Origin of the sequence: Vibrio sp. HA2012 (assembly GCF_002812955.1) — a bacterium.
Lineage (GTDB): Bacteria > Pseudomonadota > Gammaproteobacteria > Enterobacterales > Vibrionaceae > Vibrio.
This window is the reverse complement of record NZ_PFXK01000007.1, coordinates 1-19,850: the sequence shown is the minus strand read 5'-3', so window position 1 is coordinate 19,850 and position 19,850 is coordinate 1. Positions and strand designations below refer to the sequence as shown.

General features: G+C 49.5%; 14 protein-coding genes and 1 pseudogene. 11 read left to right on the top strand and 4 right to left on the bottom strand.

Translation table 11 applies throughout. The features are described 5' to 3' along the window. The first annotated feature begins 64 nt into the window (after nt 1-64). On the top strand, nt 65-2,911 hold the full coding sequence (gene glnE, locus CSW98_RS13185; protein WP_100800943.1) for a bifunctional [glutamate--ammonia ligase]-adenylyl-L-tyrosine phosphorylase/[glutamate--ammonia-ligase] adenylyltransferase: 2,847 nt from the start codon (nt 65-67) through the stop codon (nt 2,909-2,911). A gap of 120 nt (nt 2,912-3,031) precedes the next feature. Further along, on the top strand, nt 3,032-4,462 hold the full coding sequence (hldE, locus tag CSW98_RS13180; RefSeq protein WP_100800942.1) for a bifunctional D-glycero-beta-D-manno-heptose-7-phosphate kinase/D-glycero-beta-D-manno-heptose 1-phosphate adenylyltransferase HldE: 1,431 nt from the start codon (nt 3,032-3,034) through the stop codon (nt 4,460-4,462). Between the two features lie 128 nt (nt 4,463-4,590). Here the strand turns inward: hldE and tolC are convergent, their stop codons facing one another. Beyond that, a complete protein-coding gene (tolC, locus tag CSW98_RS13175) occupies nt 4,591-5,895 on the bottom strand; it encodes an outer membrane channel protein TolC (protein ID WP_100800941.1) in 1,305 nt (434 codons plus the stop codon). A 263-nt stretch (nt 5,896-6,158) separates the two neighbouring features. Between tolC and nudF the strand changes: the two genes are divergently transcribed. The 6 genes and pseudogenes from nudF to parC all read left to right on the top strand — a co-directional run bounded on the left by nudF (nt 6,159) and on the right by parC (nt 13,304). After that, nucleotides 6,159-6,785 (top strand): ADP-ribose diphosphatase, encoded by a 627-nt coding sequence (nudF, locus tag CSW98_RS13170; protein ID WP_100800940.1) that lies wholly within the window; start codon nt 6,159-6,161, stop codon nt 6,783-6,785. Then, nucleotides 6,770-7,210 carry a DUF1249 family protein gene (locus CSW98_RS13165; RefSeq protein WP_100800939.1) on the top strand — a complete coding sequence of 147 codons (441 nt, stop codon included), beginning with the start codon at nt 6,770-6,772 and terminating at the stop codon, nt 7,208-7,210. Before nudF ends, CSW98_RS13165 begins: the two co-directional genes overlap by 16 nt. A 42-nt stretch (nt 7,211-7,252) precedes the next feature. Then, on the top strand, nt 7,253-8,122 hold the full coding sequence (cpdA, locus tag CSW98_RS13160) for a 3',5'-cyclic-AMP phosphodiesterase (RefSeq protein WP_100800938.1): 870 nt from the start codon (nt 7,253-7,255) through the stop codon (nt 8,120-8,122). Between the two features lie 3 nt (nt 8,123-8,125). After that, nucleotides 8,126-8,701, top strand: a pseudogene (gene yqiA / locus CSW98_RS13155) (esterase YqiA); the annotation flags it as partial. 421 nt (nt 8,702-9,122) lie between these two features. Beyond that, entirely contained in the window at nt 9,123-11,003 is a 1,881-nt protein-coding gene (gene parE / locus CSW98_RS13150; protein ID WP_100800936.1) for a DNA topoisomerase IV subunit B, read from the top strand. A 3-nt stretch (nt 11,004-11,006) separates the two neighbouring features. Continuing rightward, nucleotides 11,007-13,304: a DNA topoisomerase IV subunit A gene (parC, locus tag CSW98_RS13145; protein WP_100800935.1), complete on the top strand. Its 2,298-nt coding sequence runs from the start codon at nt 11,007-11,009 to the stop codon at nt 13,302-13,304. 78 nt (nt 13,305-13,382) lie between these two features. Here parC and degS read toward each other — a convergent pair whose 3' ends face one another. The 3 genes from degS to zapG all read right to left on the bottom strand — a co-directional run bounded on the left by degS (nt 13,383) and on the right by zapG (nt 16,503). Then, nucleotides 13,383-14,456 (bottom strand): outer membrane-stress sensor serine endopeptidase DegS, encoded by a 1,074-nt coding sequence (gene degS, locus CSW98_RS13140; RefSeq protein WP_100800934.1) that lies wholly within the window; start codon nt 14,454-14,456, stop codon nt 13,383-13,385. A 121-nt stretch (nt 14,457-14,577) separates the two neighbouring features. Beyond that, entirely contained in the window at nt 14,578-15,945 is a 1,368-nt protein-coding gene (locus tag CSW98_RS13135) for a Do family serine endopeptidase (RefSeq protein ID WP_100800933.1), read from the bottom strand. A gap of 120 nt (nt 15,946-16,065) precedes the next feature. Then, nucleotides 16,066-16,503 carry a Z-ring associated protein ZapG gene (gene zapG / locus CSW98_RS13130; RefSeq protein ID WP_100801126.1) on the bottom strand — a complete coding sequence of 146 codons (438 nt, stop codon included), beginning with the start codon at nt 16,501-16,503 and terminating at the stop codon, nt 16,066-16,068. 423 nt (nt 16,504-16,926) lie between these two features. Here zapG and rplM point away from each other — a divergent pair, with 423 nt between their 5' ends. From rplM to CSW98_RS13115, 3 genes are all read left to right on the top strand, one after another. After that, complete coding sequence (gene rplM / locus CSW98_RS13125; protein ID WP_100800932.1) at nt 16,927-17,355, top strand: 50S ribosomal protein L13; 429 nt, start codon at nt 16,927-16,929, stop codon at nt 17,353-17,355. 15 nt (nt 17,356-17,370) lie between these two features. Continuing rightward, nucleotides 17,371-17,763, top strand: a complete 393-nt coding sequence (gene rpsI / locus CSW98_RS13120; RefSeq protein ID WP_078925572.1) for a 30S ribosomal protein S9 — start codon at nt 17,371-17,373, stop codon at nt 17,761-17,763. Nucleotides 17,764-18,023: 260 nt separating this feature from the next. After that, nucleotides 18,024-19,277 (top strand): cyclic di-GMP phosphodiesterase, encoded by a 1,254-nt coding sequence (locus CSW98_RS13115; protein ID WP_100800931.1) that lies wholly within the window; start codon nt 18,024-18,026, stop codon nt 19,275-19,277. Nucleotides 19,278-19,850: the final 573 nt, after the last annotated feature.

The window sequence follows — 19,850 nt, the reverse complement described above, 5'->3', positions numbered from 1 at the left end:
AGCGGGCGTTTTTTATTGCTAAAGTAACCACATGACCCATCAGGCATTTAATCAGGAATGTGACATGGTACTACCAGAACAACTACAGACTGAGGCGGCAGCGGCTTTTGCCCGGCTTCGTCAGTCGGCACAGGATATTATCAGCCAGTGGCCGGAAAACCGGCAGATTCAGTTGCAGCGGGTACTGGCTCTCAGCACGTTTGTGCAGGACGCTTTTAATAGTGATGATGAGCTGTGCAGCCGTTTTCCTGTCATGCTGGAAAACGGCTGTCGTGCCGATGGATACCGGGATGCTTTGCAGACCGGGCTGCAAAACTGCGCCGATGAAGCCAGTGGTAACCGTGTGCTGCGTGAGTTCCGTCGTCGGGAGATGGCCTGTATTGCATGGCATGATTTTCTGAGTGACTGGTCTCTGGAGGAGAGCCTTACGCATATCTCCGCACTGGCCGAAGCGATGATCTTTGAAACCTACCGCTGGCAGTATCAGTGTTGTTGTCAGGAGTGGGGAACCCCCTGTAATGCCGATGGGGAAGCTCAGCCGATGCTGATTATCGGTATGGGAAAACTGGGGGGCGGTGAACTGAACTTTTCCTCCGATATCGATCTGATCTTTACCTATCCGGAAAATGGTGAAACCCAGGGAGCCCGGCGCAGCATTGCCAATGCACAGTTCTTTACCCGTCTCGGGCAGCGAATCATCAAGGCGCTGGATCAGCAGACACCAGACGGTTTCTGTTACCGGGTGGATATGCGTTTAAGACCTTTTGGTGACAGCGGGCCTCTGGTAATGAGTTACGCCGCGATTGAAGATTACTATCAGGAACAGGGGCGCGACTGGGAACGCTACGCCATGATTAAGGCCCGGGTGATGGGACGGGAAATGTATCCGCAATATCAGGAACTGCGTCAGATGCTGCGTCCGTTTGTATTCCGGCGTTATATCGATTTCAGTGCCATTCAGGCTTTGCGCCGGATGAAGTCGATGATCTCCAGCGAGGTTCGCCGCAGAGGCTTGCATAACAATATTAAACTGGGTCCCGGTGGGATCCGTGAAGTGGAATTTATCGCTCAGGTGTTTCAGCTTATCCGCGGTGGCCGGGAGCCGAGCCTGAGAAAGCGGGGACTGCTGGAAACCCTGACGGCGATCCGGGCGCTGGAACTGCTGAAGGCGGATGAAGTGACCCGGCTGGAAGACGGTTATCGTTTTTTACGAAAGCTGGAAAACCTGCTGCAGGCGATGGGGGATAAACAGACTCAGACGCTGCCCGATAGCGACAGTGAGCAGTATAAGCTTGCTTTTGCCATGGGCTATCCGACATGGAGTGAATTGCTGGAAGCGGTACAACTGCATATGCATCGTGTTCATACGGTATTTGAAGCCCTGATCGGTGAGGAGGATGAAGAATCGTCGCCGGTAGCGCAGCACTTTTCTGAACTGTGGGACATGGTGCATAAACCTGAAGTGATTGAACACGTTTTGCGTGAAGATCTGCACAGTGACAGTGCCCAAGCCGATCAGCAGACGATCACCCGCTTTAAAGATGATATCGCCAAGAAAACACTGGGACCACGAGGCCGGGAGGTGCTGAACCGTCTGATGCCTAAGGTCTTTCAGGCGGTATTTGCTCATCCGGATGCTTGCTATGGCCTGTCCCGGGTGCTGCACCTGCTGTACCGTATTGTTACCCGGACGGCCTATCTGGAACTGTTGGAAGAGAACCCGGCAGCCTTGACGCAATTGGTACACCTGTGTACTGCCAGTCCGATGATCTCAGAGCAGCTGAGTCGGTATCCGATCCTGCTGGATGAACTGCTGGATCCCAAGCAGCTTTATAATCCGGTGCCGCTGGAATCCTATAAATCCGAACTGCGGGACTATCTGGCGCGGATACCGGAAGACGATATGGAGCAGCAGATGGAGGCACTGCGGCAGTTTAAGCAGACCTGTATTCTGCGTATTGCCGCTGCCGATATCGCTGGTGTATTGCCGGTAATGAAAGTGAGTGATCACTTAACCTATCTGGCCGAAGCTATTGTGGAAGCCGTACTGAATCAGGCGTGGCTGCAGGTACGGGAGAAGTATGGCGAACCCCGTCATCTGAAGGATCGGGAAGGCCGGGGATTTGCCGTGATCGGCTATGGCAAAGTCGGTGGCTGGGAGCTGGGATATAACTCGGATCTCGATCTGGTCTTTCTGCATGACTGTCCTGCTGATGTGTATACCGACGGTAAAAAAGAGATCGATGGCCGTCAGTTCTATCTGCGGCTGGTACAGCGCATCATCCATATTTTTTCTGCCCGGACAGCATCCGGTATTTTGTATGAAGTGGATACCCGGCTGCGGCCATCCGGTGCATCGGGGCTACTGGTTGGCTCGGCAGAAACGTTTGATGACTATCAGCACAAAGAGGCCTGGACCTGGGAACATCAGGCACTGGTTCGGGCCAGAATGCTGTACGGGGACAGCATCATTGGTCAGGCATTTACGGATATTCGTCACCGGGTATTATGTCTCCCCCGTAATGAGGCAACGCTGAAGCAGGAAGTGGTCAGTATGCGGGAGAAGATGCGTGAACACCTTGGCGGCAAAAAATCCGGACGCTTTATGCTGAAACAGGATCTGGGGGGCATTACCGATGTGGAGTTTCTGGCTCAGTATCTGGTTCTGCGCTTCAGTCACGGGAACCCCGGCCTGACCCGGTGGTCTGATAACGTACGGATTTTTGAGTTGATGCAACAGCAGTCTATTTTAAGCGAAGATGAAGCCACAGCCCTGACACAAGCGTATACCTCGATTCGTAATGAGATTCATCACCGTAACCTGCTGAACCGGGATGCCGATGTGGATGAATCCCGTTTTACGGAGCAGAGAGCCTGTGTGACGAAAAACTGGGATAAATGGCTGAAGTAAGAGTAAGAGGCATACACTCAGGCTTCTTGATATATAGAGCTGTTTCAGTTGCTTATGAAGCTGTTTCAGACGCTTATGAAGCTATGCTAGACTTAGCTGCGTGATTATTTGGAGAAAATTATGAAACCGATTCTGCCTGACTACAGTACTTCCGGTGTGCTGATTATTGGTGATGTGATGCTGGACAGATACTGGTACGGTCCGACGGGACGTATTTCACCGGAAGCCCCCGTTCCTGTGGTAAAAGTTGAAGACAATGAAGAACGTCCGGGCGGAGCGGCAAACGTGGCGATGAACATTGCCGCGCTTGGCGGACACGCCAGCATTATCGGTCTGACAGGGGAAGACGAACCGGCTTCCGTACTGGCGGAAACACTGGATTCGTTGAAAGTAAACTGCAATTTTATTGCTTTGCCGGATTATCCGACCATTACCAAGTTACGAGTGATAAGCCGCGGACAGCAACTTATCCGTCTTGATTTTGAAGACAAATTTGAGAATGTGGATGCCGGGTTATTCCTGTCCCGGATGGAGCAGTCGCTGCCGCATGTTCAGGCAGTAGTGCTGTCTGACTATGCCAAAGGTGCTCTGGAACACGTGCAGCAGATGATCCGGAAAGCCAGAGCTGCCGGTGTACCGGTTTTTGTCGATCCCAAAGGTGCCGATTTTGAACGCTATCGCGGGGCAAGCCTGCTGACACCGAACATGTCAGAATTTGAGCAGGTGGTCGGTAAGGTCAAAAGCGACGAAGAGCTGGTGGCGAAGGGACTGGCGTTGATTGAAACCTATGACCTGGACGCGCTGCTGGTGACCCGCAGTGAGCACGGTATGACCCTGCTGCGCCGCGGACAGGTTCCATTCCATTTGCCGACGCAGGCAAAAGAGGTCTTTGACGTTACCGGCGCTGGCGATACTGTTATTTCGGTACTGTCTGCTTCCGTAGCGGCAGGAAAACCACTGGATGAGGCTTGCGCTCTGGCGAATGCCGCAGCCGGTGTTGTGGTCGGTAAGCTGGGAACCTCGACAGTTTCAACCATTGAGCTGGCTGAAGCTGTGCACGGCAGTAAAGATTCCGACTATGGCATCATTTCTGAACTGGCTCTGATTGAGGCAGTGAAAAAGGCCAGAGCGAAAGGCGAGAAGGTGGTGATGACCAATGGCTGCTTTGACATTCTGCATGCCGGCCATGTCTCTTATCTGAACCATGCGGCTGAGCTGGGCGACCGTCTTATTGTCGCGGTCAACACTGATGAGTCGGTACGTCGCCTGAAAGGTGCTGGTCGTCCTGTGAATCCGACTGACCGCCGGATGGCGGTACTGGCCGGACTGGGTGCGGTCGACTGGGTGGTACCATTCAGTGAAGATACACCGCAGCGCCTTATTTCTGAAGTACTGCCAAGTCTGCTGGTGAAAGGCGGTGACTATAAACCGGAAGAGATTGCCGGTGGTGAGGAAGTGATTGCGGCCGGTGGTGAAGTGAGAGTACTGAACTTTGAGGATGGCTGCTCCACCACGGAAATCATTGAAGCGATTAAGGGTGGAAGAGGCTAGAGTCCGAACACCATTCTTCCCGTACTGGGTACGGAGAGGCTGGCTGGATCTTACGTTGCCTGGAAATCTCAGAATAAAAAAAGCCCGCAGGTGCAAAAACCTGCGGGCTTTATACGTTACACCGGAGCTTACTGTGCTGCTTTTAGCCCGGTATTAATATCCAGAATATCCTGTTCATTCAGTGTTCCCACTGCCTGACGCAGGTTCAGGATATTAATGATGTAGTCATAACGGGCATCCGACAGGTTCCGGTTTGCATCGTACAGGCTCTGGGTTGAATCCAGAACATCGACAATGGTACGGGTTCCCACTTCAAAACCGGCTTCGGTTGCTTCCAGAGCCGAACGGGTAGAAATGACCGACTGCTCATACGCCTTAATCATACCGATGCTGGCGTTAACATTGTTACGGTAACTGCGCACGGTTTTCAGCACACTGCGGTAGCTGGCTTCCAGCTGTTCACTGATCGCCACAAAGTTATATTCAGCCTGCTTATCCAGAGACGTCAGATTACCACCGGTATAAAGCGGCATAGAGAAGTTCAGACCGATATTGGCCACTTCACCGTCATAGTCACTTGAACTGTTGTTCTTGTCCAGATGCGTATAGCTGCCGTCCAGAGTCAGGGTTGGCAGATGACCGGATTTCGCCAGATCGATATTGTCTTTGGCAATATCTTTGGCAATGCGGTTTGTCAGCAGCGTCAGGTTTTTCTCCTGTGCCTGACTGATCAACTGATTCAGTGACTCAGCAGGTGAACTGGCTGAGAAATGCTCCGTATCCAGGATCTTCAGATCCTTATGCTCCTGCCCGGTGATTTCGCGCAGTGACTCATAGCTGTTAATCAGATCGTTTTCACTGACCACTTCGCTTGCCAGTACGGTATCGTATTGCGCTTGAGCATCGTGCACGTCAGTAATCGCGGAAAGACCGACTTCAAAACGTTGTTTGGTTTGTTCCAACTGGCGACCGACAGCGGCTTTTTCGGCACGGACAAATTCCAGACTGTCCTGCGCACGCAGCACTTCAAAATAGGCGGTTGCTACACGCAGGATCAGATCCTGCTGGGTAGCGGCATAACTGGCATCTGCCTGACGGGCGGATTTTTCCGTTGTTGCCAGACTTATCCAGCTTGAACGCTGAAACAATTCCTGAGAAAAGCTAATACCCGCCTGAAACTGGTTGTAGTCACTGGACGCAATATCATCACTCTCATTGAGATCGTAGCTTGCTGTCAGGTTAATTTGCGGTAATAGTGCGCTTCTTGTGGAGGTCACAGCTTCAAATGCTGCCTCTTTCTCTGCTGCTGCCTGCAGCAGCGTTGGATCGTTTTCTTTTGCCAGGTTGTAGATTCCGGCTAAGTCATCAGCGGAAACAAAAGAAGAGGTTCCACCTAGTGCAACACCGATTAATAAGGGAAGCAGTTTTTTCATTTGGCTGGTCCTGCCTGTTGTTAGGATTACAATTATGAATGAGTGTACCTTAAACTGGTGCCAGTTTACTCAATTCTTTGCGATCTTTTACATTTAATTGCCCATTTGTGCAATATGTTTTGGATCTATTAAAAAAAACAGATAAATCTTATTAAAAAAGTTGAGCGTTATCATTGGTCGTTATTATCATTGGTCGTTAAGAGTGACAATGAGTAAAAAATTCGTCATTATTTTATGACGGACAACACGCGACTGGTACAGGAATGTCAGACAATATAAAACCACAATTTACTCCGGAAGACATTGAAATTATTTCTAAAGAGCCACTCTTTCAGGGCTTTTTCCGTATGCTGAAGTACCGCTTCCGGCATAAGTTATTTAATGGCGGCTGGAGTGAGGTTTACGACAGAGAGATGTTTGAGCGTGGTCATGCTGCGGCATTATTGCCATATGATCCGGGTCGGGATACGGTGGTACTGACCGAACAGATCCGGGTCGGTGCGCTGGAAGATGCAAGCCCGTGGCAGTTGGAAATCGTTGCCGGTATTATGGATAAAGATGAAGCACCGGAAGAACTGGTTCGCAGAGAGGCGGTCGAAGAGGCCGGGCTTGAAGTCGGACTGATTGAACCGATCACCCGCTATTATCCTTCTGCCGGAGGATGCAATGAGAAGCTCGACGTTTTTGTCGGTCAGGTCGACAGCTCCGAAGTCGGTGGTGTACACGGACTGGCGTGTGAAAATGAAGATATCCGGGTTCAGGTGGTCAGCCGTGAAAAGGCTTATCAACTGGTGAAATCAGGTAAAATTGAGAACGGTGCCTCAATAATTGCACTGCAATGGCTGGAACTTAACCATACAGAACTAAAATCGCGATGGCTGAAATCTTGACAGGAAAACCGTATCACGTTGATCTTGCCGCCTTAATGCGGGTTTATGAGACCAACTACGCAAAACTGAACGCTTTGCTGCCGGGGCAGCCGAGGGTTGGAGATATTCGTTCTTATCAGGTCGCCAGAATGGCCTACCAGTTGGAAGTCTGTGAAATTACTAGGTACACCACGGTTATTCACGTCAGTCAGTGCGATGAAATGCCGGTTTTTCCGCTGCCGAAGATGACGGTTCGTTTGTATCACGATGCCAGAGTCGCAGAAGTGTGTGCCAGCGAGCAGATTTCACGGGTCAAGGCTCGTTATGATTATCCCAATACAAAAATGATGCAGAAAGACGAAAAATTTCAGCTGAACCAGTTTCTCAGTGACTGGCTGACCTTCTGTCTGAAACATGGGATCAGTCGCGAGCCGGTATTCCGGTAAACACAAGAACAGACAGAAAAGAAAGAAGAATTCAGGTTTAACATGTTGAAATCGTCAACAGTCGATATAAGAGAGCCCGGGGTCTTGGAACAAAATACGAATACAGAAGACGAAAATAGTCAGAGCATAACCCTGCTGCAGATAACGGATACTCATCTTTTTTCCGCGTCGGATGGCTGCCTGCTTAGTGTGAATACGCTAGACAGTTTTCACGCTGTCGTTGAAGAGATCACACACAGACACACCGCCTTTGACGCGATTATCGCGACCGGTGATATTTCTCAGGATCACAGTAAGCAGTCCTATCAGCGTTTTGAGCAGGGTATCCGCCGTCTGGAGAAGCCCTGCTACTGGCTGCCGGGCAATCATGACTATAAGCCGGAGATGCATGGTATACTGCCTTCGGCACAAATTCGTACGGATACCCATATCCTGCTTGGCGATCACTGGCAGGTTATTCTGCTGGACAGTCAGGTTGAGGGGGTTCCGCATGGTAATTTGAGTGAGGAACAGCTGACTTACTTGGAACAGGTTCTGAGTGACTATCCTCAGCGGCATACGCTGGTTCTGTTGCACCACCATTCCGTATTGGTGGGAAGCTTATGGCTGGATCAGCATACCCTGTATGAGGCAGAAAAATTCTGGGAACGGATTGAAAAATATAACAATGTACGTGCCGTATTGTGTGGGCATGTACATCAGGAATATGACGCCATACACGCGGGTGTCAGGGTAATGGCTACGCCATCGACCTGCGTACAGTTTAAGCCGGATTCGACCGATTTTGCTCTGGATCCTATTTCTCCGGGGTGGCGGATCCTGAGGCTGTTTGCTGATGGACGTCTCGAAACACAGGTGCATCGTCTGGATGACGGGCGTTTTCATCCTGACTTTAGTGCCGGAGGGTACTGAATTATGAAAAAACCATCATTACTGATCTATATTCACGGTTTTAACAGCTCGGCTCAGTCGCATAAAGCCAGGGTGATTGCCGACTATATTGAGCACAATCATCCGGATATTCATGTGGTGATCCCACAGGTGCCTTCTTTGCCTGGCAACGCTGCTGCTGCGATGCAAAAGCTGGCAGAAAGGTATAAAGATACGCATAACGTCGGCCTGATAGGCAGCTCGCTGGGCGGCTATCTTTCTGTCTGGCTCAACAGTTTGTACGGTTTTAAAGCCGTACTGGTTAACCCGGCTATCCGTCCTTACGAACTGTTACAGCTTGGTGAGCATTTTAACCCTTATACCCATGAACAGTATGTACTGGAAGAGAAGCACATTGCTGAACTGAAAGCACTGGATGTGGATGATATTGCCGAACCGGGCGATGTGTGGGGGCTGCTGCAGAACGGTGATGAGGTGCTGGACTATCGCGAGGCGGTGGAAAAACTGGAAGGTTCTCCGCTGACTATCGAGAATGGCGGTAATCACAGCTTTGCCGGATTTGAGCGTTATCTGCCGGAAATCATCCGCTTTCTTGAACTCGGAACACAGCCGGAACCCGAAGCAGATAATGAACCGGAGGCCGACGATGGGGAGCCTTCTGCATCGATACAGACCGATGAGGCTGAAACACCGGAAGCGTCTGAAAACTTAGAAGTGTCTGAAAAACCAGAAGACCCCTCTGCCGGAGGAATAAATTAAGCTATCCTGCCGGGATAGCTTCATATTTTTGTCCTTTCCATTATTAACCAGCTTGACATAAGCGGACAGGTTCCAGAGTATGTTCGCTTATATTTACTATTTGCTCCCGCGGCTGGTGGTTTTCAGAGACATGGTTTTCAGCGAAACGCCTTTCCGTATGGATTTTGGGGAATTATCCCTGAAATGTCACATTTTCACGGCACAGTAGTTTTTAGGTACAGCCTAGTTTTTAAGTACATAGCTTTGAGTACAATTCCGTATTATGACTGAACAATATAATGCAGGAGCCATTGAGGTTCTTAACGGTCTGGAGCCGGTACGCCGCCGGCCCGGGATGTATACCGATACTGTACGGCCTAACCATTTGGGTCAGGAAGTTATCGATAACAGTGTGGATGAGGCTTTAGCCGGGCACGCTTCTAAGGTACAGGTAATATTGTATGCTGACCAGTCACTGGAAGTGATTGATAACGGGCGTGGTATGCCTGTGGATATTCACCCGGAAGAGAAGATCTCTGGGGTAGAACTGATCATGTGTAAGCTGCATGCCGGGGGTAAGTTTTCCAATAAAAACTACCAGTTTTCCGGTGGTTTGCACGGGGTGGGGATCTCTGTGGTCAACGCCTTGTCCAAACGTGTGGAAGTGACGGTTCGCCGGGATGGTGAAGTGTATGATATCGCTTTTGAGCACGGGGAAAAGGTTTCTGATCTGACGGTGACAGGAACCTGTGGTCGCCGCAATAAGGGTACCAGTGTGCATTTCTGGCCGGATGCGAAATATTTTGATTCGGCAAACTTCTCCGTATCCCGTTTGATTAATAACCTGCGGGCGAAGGCGGTACTTTGTCCCGGGCTGGAAATTACCTTTACCGATAAGGTCAACGACAAAGACTACCGCTGGTTTTATGAAGATGGTCTGAAAGACTATCTGGCTGAAGGGGTTAAAGGCTATACCTTACTTCCGGAAGAACCGTTTACCGGTGATTTTTCCGGAGAAACCGAAGCGGCAACCTGGGCGTTGATCTGGCAGCCGGAAGGTGGCGAGCAGATCACCGAAAGCTACGTCAACCTGATCCCTACCGCTTTGGGGGGGACGCATGTTAACGGTTTGCGTCAGGGGCTGCTGGATGCCATGCGGGAGTTCTGTGAATTCCGCAATCTGATCCCCCGCGGCGTAAAACTGACCGGTGATGACGTCTTTGACCGTTGTTCTTATGTGCTTTCCACCAAGATGCAGGATCCGCAGTTTGCGGGACAGACCAAAGAGCGTCTTTCTTCCCGTCAGAGTGCTGCTTTTGTTTCCGGTGTGGTCAAAGACGCGTTCAGTCTGTGGCTGAATGAGAAGCCGCAACTGGCAGAACTTCTGGCGGAGATGTGCATTGCTAATGCTCACCGTCGGATGCGTGCCAGCAAAAAAGTGGTACGTAAAAAGATCACTTCCGGACCGGCTCTGCCCGGTAAACTGACCGATTGTTCCCAGCAGGATCTCAGCCGTACGGAATTATTTCTGGTGGAAGGGGACTCGGCAGGCGGTAGTGCCAAACAGGCTCGTGACCGTGAATTTCAGGCCATTATGCCGCTGAGAGGTAAGATCCTGAATACCTGGGAAGTTGCTGCCGATCAGGTGCTGGCTTCACAGGAAGTACATAATATTTCCATTGCGCTGGGCATCGATCCGGATTGTGATGATCTGGAAGGCCTGCGTTACGGGAAAGTGTGTATCCTTGCCGATGCGGACTCTGATGGTCTGCATATCGCGACCCTGTTATGTGCGCTGTTTACCCGTCATTTTCCGGCGCTGGTTCGGGCTGGCCATGTGTATGTGGCGATGCCGCCGCTGTACCGTATCGACTGTGGTAAGGAAGTCTTTTATGCCCTGGACGATGACGAAAAAGAAGGGGTACTGGGGCGTCTGAGTAAGAAAAAAGCCAAGATCAACGTACAGCGCTTTAAAGGTCTGGGGGAGATGAACCCGATTCAGCTTCGCGAGACCACCATGGATCCGAATACCCGCCGTCTGGTTCAGTTGACGATTGACGACGATGAGCAGACGAACGAAATGATGGACATGCTGCTGGGCAAGAAACGTGCGGATGACCGCCGTAGCTGGTTGCAGGCCAATGGCGATTTAGCAGAGGTATAACGGATGTCTACTGAAATGTCTTTTGACGGCATTGAACAAATGCCACTGCGTAAGTTTACTGAAGATGCTTACCTGAACTATTCCATGTACGTCATTATGGATCGCGCCCTGCCTTATATCGGTGACGGGTTAAAGCCGGTTCAGCGACGTATTATCTATGCTATGTCGGAACTGGGTCTGTCGGCATCGGCAAAATACAAAAAATCGGCACGTACCGTCGGGGATGTGCTGGGTAAATACCACCCGCATGGCGATTCCGCCTGTTATGAAGCTATGGTGCTGATGGCTCAGCCGTTTTCTTACCGTTATCCACTGGTAGACGGTCAGGGGAACTGGGGGGCACCGGATGATCCTAAGTCTTTTGCGGCGATGCGTTATACCGAAGCCAAACTGTCTAAGTTTGCTGAAGTACTGCTCGGTGAGCTGGGACAGGGTACGGTCGAATGGCAGCCTAACTTTGACGGCACCATGCGTGAACCGCAGATGCTGCCTGCCCGTCTTCCACATATTCTGCTGAACGGAGTCACCGGTATTGCCGTGGGCATGGCAACAGATATTCCTCCGCATAACGTACGCGAAGTGACGGAAGCAGCGATGCATCTTATTGATCATCCACAGGCCGGTTTGCAGGACATTATGGCTTACATCCAGGGGCCTGATTATCCGACCGAAGCGGAAATTATTTCGCCGAAAGCCGAACTGGAGAAGATCTATACCACGGGGCGCGGAAGTGTCAAAGCCCGTGCTGTCTGGCATAAAGAGGGCAGTGACATTGTGATCACCGCTCTGCCGCATCAGGTCTCCGGGGCAAAATTGCTGGAACAGATTGCCGGACAGATGCGGGCAAAAAAATTGCCTATGGTGGAAGATCTGCGCGATGAATCGGATCATGAAAACCCGACCCGTATCGTTGTCGTACCGCGTTCTAACCGGGTGGATTGTGAGCAGTTGATGAACCACCTGTTTGCTTCCACTGAGCTGGAAAAGAACTTTCGGGTTAACCTGAATATGATCGGCCTGGATAACCGTCCTCAGGTGAAAGGGCTGGTTCAGATCCTTGTCGAGTGGCTGGAATTTCGTCGTGCAACGGTACGCCGTCGTCTGACCTATCGTCTGGATAAAGTGCTGGCACGCCTGCATATTCTGGAAGGTTTGCTGGTGGCTTACCTGAATCTGGACGAGGTGATCGAGATCATTCGCACCGAAGACGATCCCAAAGCAGTGCTGATGGCTCGCTTCGGTCTTTCCGATATTCAGGCGGATGCCATTCTGGATACCAAGCTGCGTCATCTGGCTAAACTGGAAGAAATGAAGATCCGGGGAGAGCAGGAAGAGCTGGAAAACGAGCGTAAAAAGCTGGAACAGTTGCTGGGTTCTGAAAAACGCATGAATACGTTGCTGAAAAAAGAACTCAAAGCGGACGCGGAAAAATATGGTGATGAACGCCGTTCTCCACTGGTTGAGCGGGCAGAAGCCAAGGCGCTGACCGAGCGGGATCTGCTTTCCAGTGAAGCGATTACCGTTGTGCTGTCTGAGAAAGGCTGGATCCGCCACGCCAAAGGGCATGATGTTGATGTTGAAGGACTCAGCTATAAGTCGGGTGACCAGTATCTGGCACACGCCTGTGGTAAGAGTAATCAGCAGGCGATCTTCCTTGGCTCTGACGGACGCAGCTATTCTCTCGAATCGCATACCCTGCCGTCTGCCCGTAGTCAGGGAGAGCCGATCACCGGACGCCTGAATATCAGCGAAGGCAGCTCTGTTCGTCAGGTGCTGATGGGAGAAGAGGATCAACTGTGGCTGGTTGGTTCGGATGCCGGCTATGGTTTTGTTTGTAAGGGCTCGGATCTGCTGTCGAAAAACCGCAGTGGTAAGGCGCTGGTGAATCTGCCGGAAGGGTCTGAGATCATGCAGCCGATGGTGATCTCCGATCTGGATCAGGATGAGATTCTGGCCATTACCAATCAGGGACGGATGCTACTGTTCCCGATTAAGGATCTGCCGCAACTGAGTAAGGGGAAAGGGAATAAGATCATCAATATTCCTTCTGCTAAGGCGAAATCCAGAGAAGAGTTTGTATCGCATCTGATGCCTCTGGCAAGCGGTGTTTCGGTCGTGTTGTATGCCGGTAAGCGCAAACTGGGCCTGAAACCAGCGGATCTGGAACACTTCAGGGGTGAGCGCGGACGTCGGGGCAGTTTGCTGCCAAGAGGTCTGCAACGGGTCACCCGGATTGATATTGAATCTGCTCAGGGCAATGAATCCACCCAGGGTGGTGAAGCGGAAACTGAAGCCGAATAACCCCGGCTTCTTCCTGTCATTTTTATCAGAATACGTTTTATCCGGTTATGTCCCCATACGGTGGGGACATATACCGGGTTATCCCTCCGGCAGTTCCGCCACAAGAACCGAAAGGGTCAGGGTCTCTCCCTGACGTAATACGGTAAATTCTGCCGTTGAACCCGGTCGAAGATCTGCAACAATATCCATCACACTGAGCCGGCCATTGACCTTCTGTTCATTGATACTCAGGATCACATCCTGCTTTTCAAATCCTGCCTGTGCTGCCGGGCCGTCCGGATCGATTCCCAGTACGATAATGGCACCGGTATAATCACCGCCCAACAGCCGCGACGTCATGGTACTGACGTCCTGACCATCAATACCCACATAGCCGCGGATAACCCGTCCGTCGGCAATAATCTTCTGCATAATGGTGTTAGCCAGCGGATAGGGGATAGCAAATGAGATGCCATAAGTTTCCAGATCGGTTGCCTGCTGGAATGATGCGGTATTGATACCGACCAGTTCCCCCTGACTGTTTACCAGAGCACCGCCGGAGTTGCCCTGATTAATGGCCGCATCGGTCTGAATAAAGGCTTGCCTGCCGTCGGCGCTGATAGAAGAGCGGCCTGTCGCAGAAATAATACCGAAAGTGGTGGTCTGGCCGAGGTTATAAGGGTTGCCGATAGCCAGAACAATGTCTCCGACCTGTGCTTCGTACTGCGGGTTTTGCGGAATGACCGGGAGCCCCGTCATCTCGATACGCAGGATAGCCAGATCGCTACGGCGATCTTTACCGACCAGCTGGGCTGCGGCAAAACGACCGTCCTGTAAGGCCACGACAATTTCATCCGCCTCAGCAATAACATGATAGTTGGTTATGATGTAGCCTTTTTCACTGACAATCACACCGGAGCCCAGTCCTTGTGTTTTCAGCTTGGAACGGTCTTCTGCAACATACTGGCGGCTGTAGATATTGACGACGGCCGGAGCCGCCCGGCGTACTGCATCTTTAAATGAAACCTGCAGGCCTTCAATATTGCTGTCGTTCTGATGACCGGTCAGTTGCGGAATAATATCGATATTGGAACGCAAAGAGGGAACCGCCAGCAGGACAAGTGCCGCTGTAGCCAGACCGAGTATGACTGAACGCAGAAAAAAATTAAGCATCTATCCCTCAAAGGCAAGTAATAAACCGAATGTATAACTGAGAGGATATCACCTTACAATAAGTAATTGAATGGTAAGATATGGGCATAATTCGCCCATATCTTACCTGTCCGACGAGGGATCAGCGAACCACCAGATAAATACTGCGGTTGCCGCGCTGAATATTGATAGCCAGAATACCGGGTTTCTGCTCCAGAACGGCACGCAGTTCAGCCAGATTGTGGATTCTGACTTTATTGATGCCGACGATAATATCGTCCGTCTGCAACTGATAGGACTCAGCTTTAGAACCCTGAGCAACACTGGTGACTTTAACTCCTTCAACCGGATCTGAGTCAGTGGTGTTGGTCAGTTCTGCGCCGCTCAGACCGTCATGCAGATTGTCGGCTTTGGTTTTCGTTTCCGTTGCCTCTCCGAGCACGACATCAAAGTCTTTTGCTTTACCGTCACGGATCACACCCAGAGTGACTTCTTTTCCAGCACCGAGAGTCGCAATTTTGGCCCTCAGTTCACCAAAGGTACTGATAGCTTTACCATTGATGGAGACAATAATATCCCCGGCTTTCAGACCGGCCTTATCTGCCGCGCTGTCCTGAACGACCTGACTGATAAATGCGCCTTTACTGGATTCATAGCCCAGTGCTTCGGCCAGTTCTGAGGTGACTTCTCCTCCCTGAACACCCAGCATACCGCGCTTCACTTCCCCGTATTCAAGGATCTGCTCGGTCAGGTTTTTCATCATATTAGAGGGAATGGCGAATCCGATACCGATATTGCCGCCGTTAGGCCCTAAAATAGCGGTATTGATCCCGATAAGCTCACCGTTAAGGTTAACCAGAGCACCACCAGAGTTACCGCTGTTGATCGCTGCATCCGTCTGGATAAAGTTTTCGAAATTTTCGATATTCAGGCCGCTGCGTCCGAGAGCGGAAACAATGCCGGATGTGACTGTTTGTCCCAGTCCGAACGGGTTACCGATCGCCACAGAAAAATCACCGACTCGGATTTTGTCGGAGTCCGCTACCTGGATCTGGGTCAGATTTTTAGCTTCTTCCAGTTTCAGCAGTGCGATGTCCGACATTTTGTCGCCGCCGATCAGTTCGGCATCGTATTCACGACCGTCGTGAAGCTTGACGCGTATAGAATCGGCACCGTTGATAACATGATAGTTGGTGACGACATGACCTTTTTTCGCATCGATGATGACGCCGGAACCCAGTCCGCGAAACGGACGTTCCTGCAATTGTTCGGCGGGGAATTCATCCCCGAAGAAGAAGCGGAATGCATCCGGTATCCGTTGTTTGGATACCTGCTTACCTTCAACGGCGATACTGACGACGGCCGGAGTTACTTTGTCCAGCATTGGAGCCAGACTGGGGAGCTGTTCTCCGTTAACGACCAGTGGTAGTGCGGCGGTTGCCGGTAATGGGGTGATAATGGAACTTAAGCTTAATGTCAGGGCTGTAAGAGCCAGCAAAGGTTTTTTCATCCTATACTCCTCGGTGTTTTTACGAGAATTATGACTGAAAAACCGTTTGCTAGTTCCGAAAAAAAACCTGCGTTATTGAAAATTCAGATTACTTTAATGAAAGTCTGATGCATGGGTTAACTAGGATGCACTGATCACCTTGTCAGCAGATAGTGTCTCTTTCGTTTCACCATTAAACAGCCCGGTGGCTCCTTTGGCATAGTCTTTCGGAGGTTGTTCGGTATCGGTATATTCTTCTGCTGCATCCGCTTCCGGATGCGCTTCAATGCAGGCAAAAGGCTTGTCCTGTTCTGGCAGATCCGGCAGCATCTCTGTCGCTGTTTTGGCCATATGCTGATACAGACGTTGATAGGTCTTATCCAGAGAATCCAGCATCTCTGATGTCTGGGCGAAATGATCAGCCAGTTCCTGTCTTTGTTGTTCCAGTGCAAATTTTGCTGTATCCAGATCTTTTTGCATCTGCTTGTGCTTTTTGTACTGCGGAGTTTTGATTCGGGCAATAATAATCCCGAAGATGGCTCCGACAAGTAAGCCAATTAATCCGTAAATCCAAGGCATAACTGCTCCTTTATAGTTATTGATTCGTATGCCGGTTTCAGAGGCGTTTAATTTGAGTAAACCGCTTCCAAAAATAGGTTGCATATGAACTGCTTAATGGGTCTATCTTGCGCTCATACTACTATGAGGCGTCAGGCAGATAAAGAAAATCTGTGTGGCTTAACTGCCTTATGTTCAGCAGAATAGCCGATTATCTGAGCATTATGTCGGAGAAAGGTTATTTCTGTGTTTTTTTGCGGATTGTGTTCAAAAAAAGGTGATTTTTTCCTCACTCTTCTCTATAATCCTGCGACCCACCGTTACTGCAGCCTCTTATGAGGCGAGAGTGCCATCCACTCGAAGGGGTGATGTCTGGGCTCTTAGACAGTGGGAGCATATGTGCTCCTTAAGTGTAAAATTCAAAATTAACGGGTTATTATTAGCATGAAAACTTTCGTTGCTAAACCAGAAACTGTAAAACGCGACTGGTACGTTGTAGACGCTGAAGGTAAAACTCTTGGCCGTCTAGCAAGTGAAATTGCATCTCGCCTACGTGGCAAGCATAAAGCTGAATACACTCCTCACGTTGACACTGGTGATTACATCATCGTTGTAAACGCTGAGAAAGTTGCTGTAACAGGTAACAAAGCTGCAGCTAAAACTTACTACCGTCACTCTGAATTCCCAGGTGGCTTGAAATCAATCACTTTTGACAAGCTGATTGATCACAAGCCAGAGATGGTAATCGAACTAGCTGTTAAAGGTATGCTACCACGTGGTCCTCTTGGCCGTGCTATGTACCGTAAGCTAAAAGTTTACGCGGGCGCTGAGCATAACCACGCTGCTCAACAACCAAAAGTACTGGACATCTAATTGGGGATTATGGAAATGGCAGAGAATCAATACTACGGCACTGGCCGTCGCAAAAGCTCAGCTGCTCGTGTTTTCATCAAACCAGGCAGCGGCAACATCGTAATCAACAAGCGTAGCCTTGATGAGTACTTCGGTCGTCCAACTTCTCGTATGGTTGTTAAACAACCTCTTGAGCTGGTTGAAATGACTGAGAAACTTGACCTGTACATCACTGTTAAAGGTGGTGGTATCTCTGGTCAGGCTGGTGCTATTCGTCACGGTATCACTCGTGCTCTGATGGAATACGATGAGTCTCTACGTCCTGCTCTACGTGCAGCTGGCTACGTTACTCGTGACGCACGTCGCGTTGAACGTAAGAAAGTCGGTCTGCGTAAAGCACGTCGTCGTCCACAATTCTCTAAGCGTTAATCTTTCTGCGGAAAGAACAATGCGCCGATGGTTATCGGAGATTGTGGTACAAAGGCCCGGTTTTTACCGGGCTTTTTTATTGCCTGAAATTTTGTGCTATAAATAATAATATACTCAAGTAAGCTTCCTCATGCCGGTCTTATGGGGGGAGCAACGCAACATTTTGAAATCGTTTAGTGACCGTGGATAATGATTTTGTCAGGTGGGTTAGCTACAATCAGTCACCAGACTTTTAACGCAGACGGGATTCTTTAATAAAAGTGGCCAGTATTAAAATCACGGTAGACAGACTCCGCCCAGGGCTTCATGTTCGCCTTCCTGTAAAATGGAATGAGCACCCGTTTTTATTTAATAGTTTCAAGCTTAAGACTCAGGAACAGATCAATATGATCAAACACCTGGGCATTCACTATGTGTACATCAATCCAGCCCAGAGTGATACCACCCCTTTACCTATAACGGAAATTTCTGATGCCGGCCTGCAGAATCAGACCGAGATCGACGCAGAAGCCAAAAAAATGTGGGAAGAGAAGCAGTCCCGTATTGATAAGCTGAACAAATATCGCCGCAGGGTGATCAATTGCGAGAAGGAGTTTGAACGCTCATTGTCACAATTGCGCTCTGTCATGAGTAAGATCCGCAACCGCCCGGAAACCGCTGTCGATGAAGCGCAGATGATGGTTGACGATATTGTCGATAAGCTGTTGTCGGAAGACAGTGTGACGCTGCATCTGATGAACGGGAAAAGTGAATTTGAAGACATCTACTTTCATTCGCTGAACGTGTCCATCCTTGCCATGATGATCGCCAAGTCAAAAGGCTACAATAGTCGGCAGATAAAAGAGGTTGCATTCGGTGCGCTATTTCACGATATCGGTAAGATTAAAGTTCCCACGGCTATCCTGAGAAAAACGACACAGCTGACGGAGCCGGAAAGTAACTACCTTAAGCTGCACACTAAATACGGACTGGATATCGCCGCCAATATTCCTGAGTTTCCCGAAAGTGGGAAAAAAATCATCGGTGAACATCATGAGTTTATGGACGGTTCCGGGTATCCGGACGGTCTGAAGCAGGGGGCGATTGATGAGTTTGCTCAAATTGTTTCTGTCGCCAACGCTTATGATAATTTGTGCCACACAAATATTGTGGCAGAACAAAAAATCCCTTATACCGCATTGTCACATCTTTATAAGAACTGTAAGCAGCAATACAACAATGACAACCTGAACATCCTGATTAAGTTTATGGGTGTCTATCCGCCCGGCACTGTTGTACAGCTATCCAATGAAATGATAGGGCTGGTTATTTCAGTGAATGCTAATCATATTCTGTTCCCTAATGTTCTGCTTTATGATCCGACAGTACCCAGGACTCAGGCTCCGATTCTCGATCTTGCTGATAAGGATATTAAAATCAGCGGAGCTGTTCTTCCGTCACGTCTCCCGGATAAAGTCAGAGAGTATCTGAATCCGAGATCCCGCATTTCTTACTTTTTCGATAACGACGAATAAACGCATGACAGTGAGTTATCCACAGGCTTTTGTGGGTAAGTTGTTTGTTTTTGGTGTGCTTTTTTGTATATCTATTTAATGTACAAAAAAATGAATTTTTATAAAAAAAAGGGTTGCCAAGCCGAAACTTCTCCCTATAATGCGCTCCTCGTTGGCACGGAGAAATAAACAAGTTACTCCAGTGCGAACAGGCCGGAAGGTAAAGATAACATTTGCTTTCACTGTTTAAGCGGTGAAAATAAAAAAGCAAAAAAAGTGGTTGACACGATAAGTTATCTAGATAAAATGGCCGCCCTCTTCGAGAGAAAGCCTGAAAGGCTTAAAAGTATAAGTTTACTGATTTCGAAGACGCTCTTTAACAATTTAAACCTATCAATCTGTGTGGGCACTCGTTGATGACAATCGAAGATGATTCTAAAGAATCAACTGGATTTCAATGAACTGAGTGACCAAGTTGAATGAGTAATCATTCGAGCACAGTCAATTCAACATTACTTAGCTTTTAATTAAGCAAAAGAATGTAATCAGTATTCATTGAGCCAAAAAAAACTTAAATTGAAGAGTTTGATCATG

Coding starts and splice junctions, on each gene's coding strand:
- glnE (WP_100800943.1), top strand. CDS start 65: ATGGTACTACCAGAACAACTACAGACTGAGGCGGCAGCGGCTTTTGCC.
- hldE (WP_100800942.1), top strand. CDS start 3,032: ATGAAACCGATTCTGCCTGACTACAGTACTTCCGGTGTGCTGATTATT.
- tolC (WP_100800941.1), bottom strand. CDS start 5,895: ATGAAAAAACTGCTTCCCTTATTAATCGGTGTTGCACTAGGTGGAACC.
- nudF (WP_100800940.1), top strand. CDS start 6,159: ATGTCAGACAATATAAAACCACAATTTACTCCGGAAGACATTGAAATT.
- CSW98_RS13165 (WP_100800939.1), top strand. CDS start 6,770: ATGGCTGAAATCTTGACAGGAAAACCGTATCACGTTGATCTTGCCGCC.
- cpdA (WP_100800938.1), top strand. CDS start 7,253: ATGTTGAAATCGTCAACAGTCGATATAAGAGAGCCCGGGGTCTTGGAA.
- parE (WP_100800936.1), top strand. CDS start 9,123: ATGACTGAACAATATAATGCAGGAGCCATTGAGGTTCTTAACGGTCTG.
- parC (WP_100800935.1), top strand. CDS start 11,007: ATGTCTACTGAAATGTCTTTTGACGGCATTGAACAAATGCCACTGCGT.
- degS (WP_100800934.1), bottom strand. CDS start 14,456: ATGCTTAATTTTTTTCTGCGTTCAGTCATACTCGGTCTGGCTACAGCG.
- CSW98_RS13135 (WP_100800933.1), bottom strand. CDS start 15,945: ATGAAAAAACCTTTGCTGGCTCTTACAGCCCTGACATTAAGCTTAAGT.
- zapG (WP_100801126.1), bottom strand. CDS start 16,503: ATGCCTTGGATTTACGGATTAATTGGCTTACTTGTCGGAGCCATCTTC.
- rplM (WP_100800932.1), top strand. CDS start 16,927: ATGAAAACTTTCGTTGCTAAACCAGAAACTGTAAAACGCGACTGGTAC.
- rpsI (WP_078925572.1), top strand. CDS start 17,371: ATGGCAGAGAATCAATACTACGGCACTGGCCGTCGCAAAAGCTCAGCT.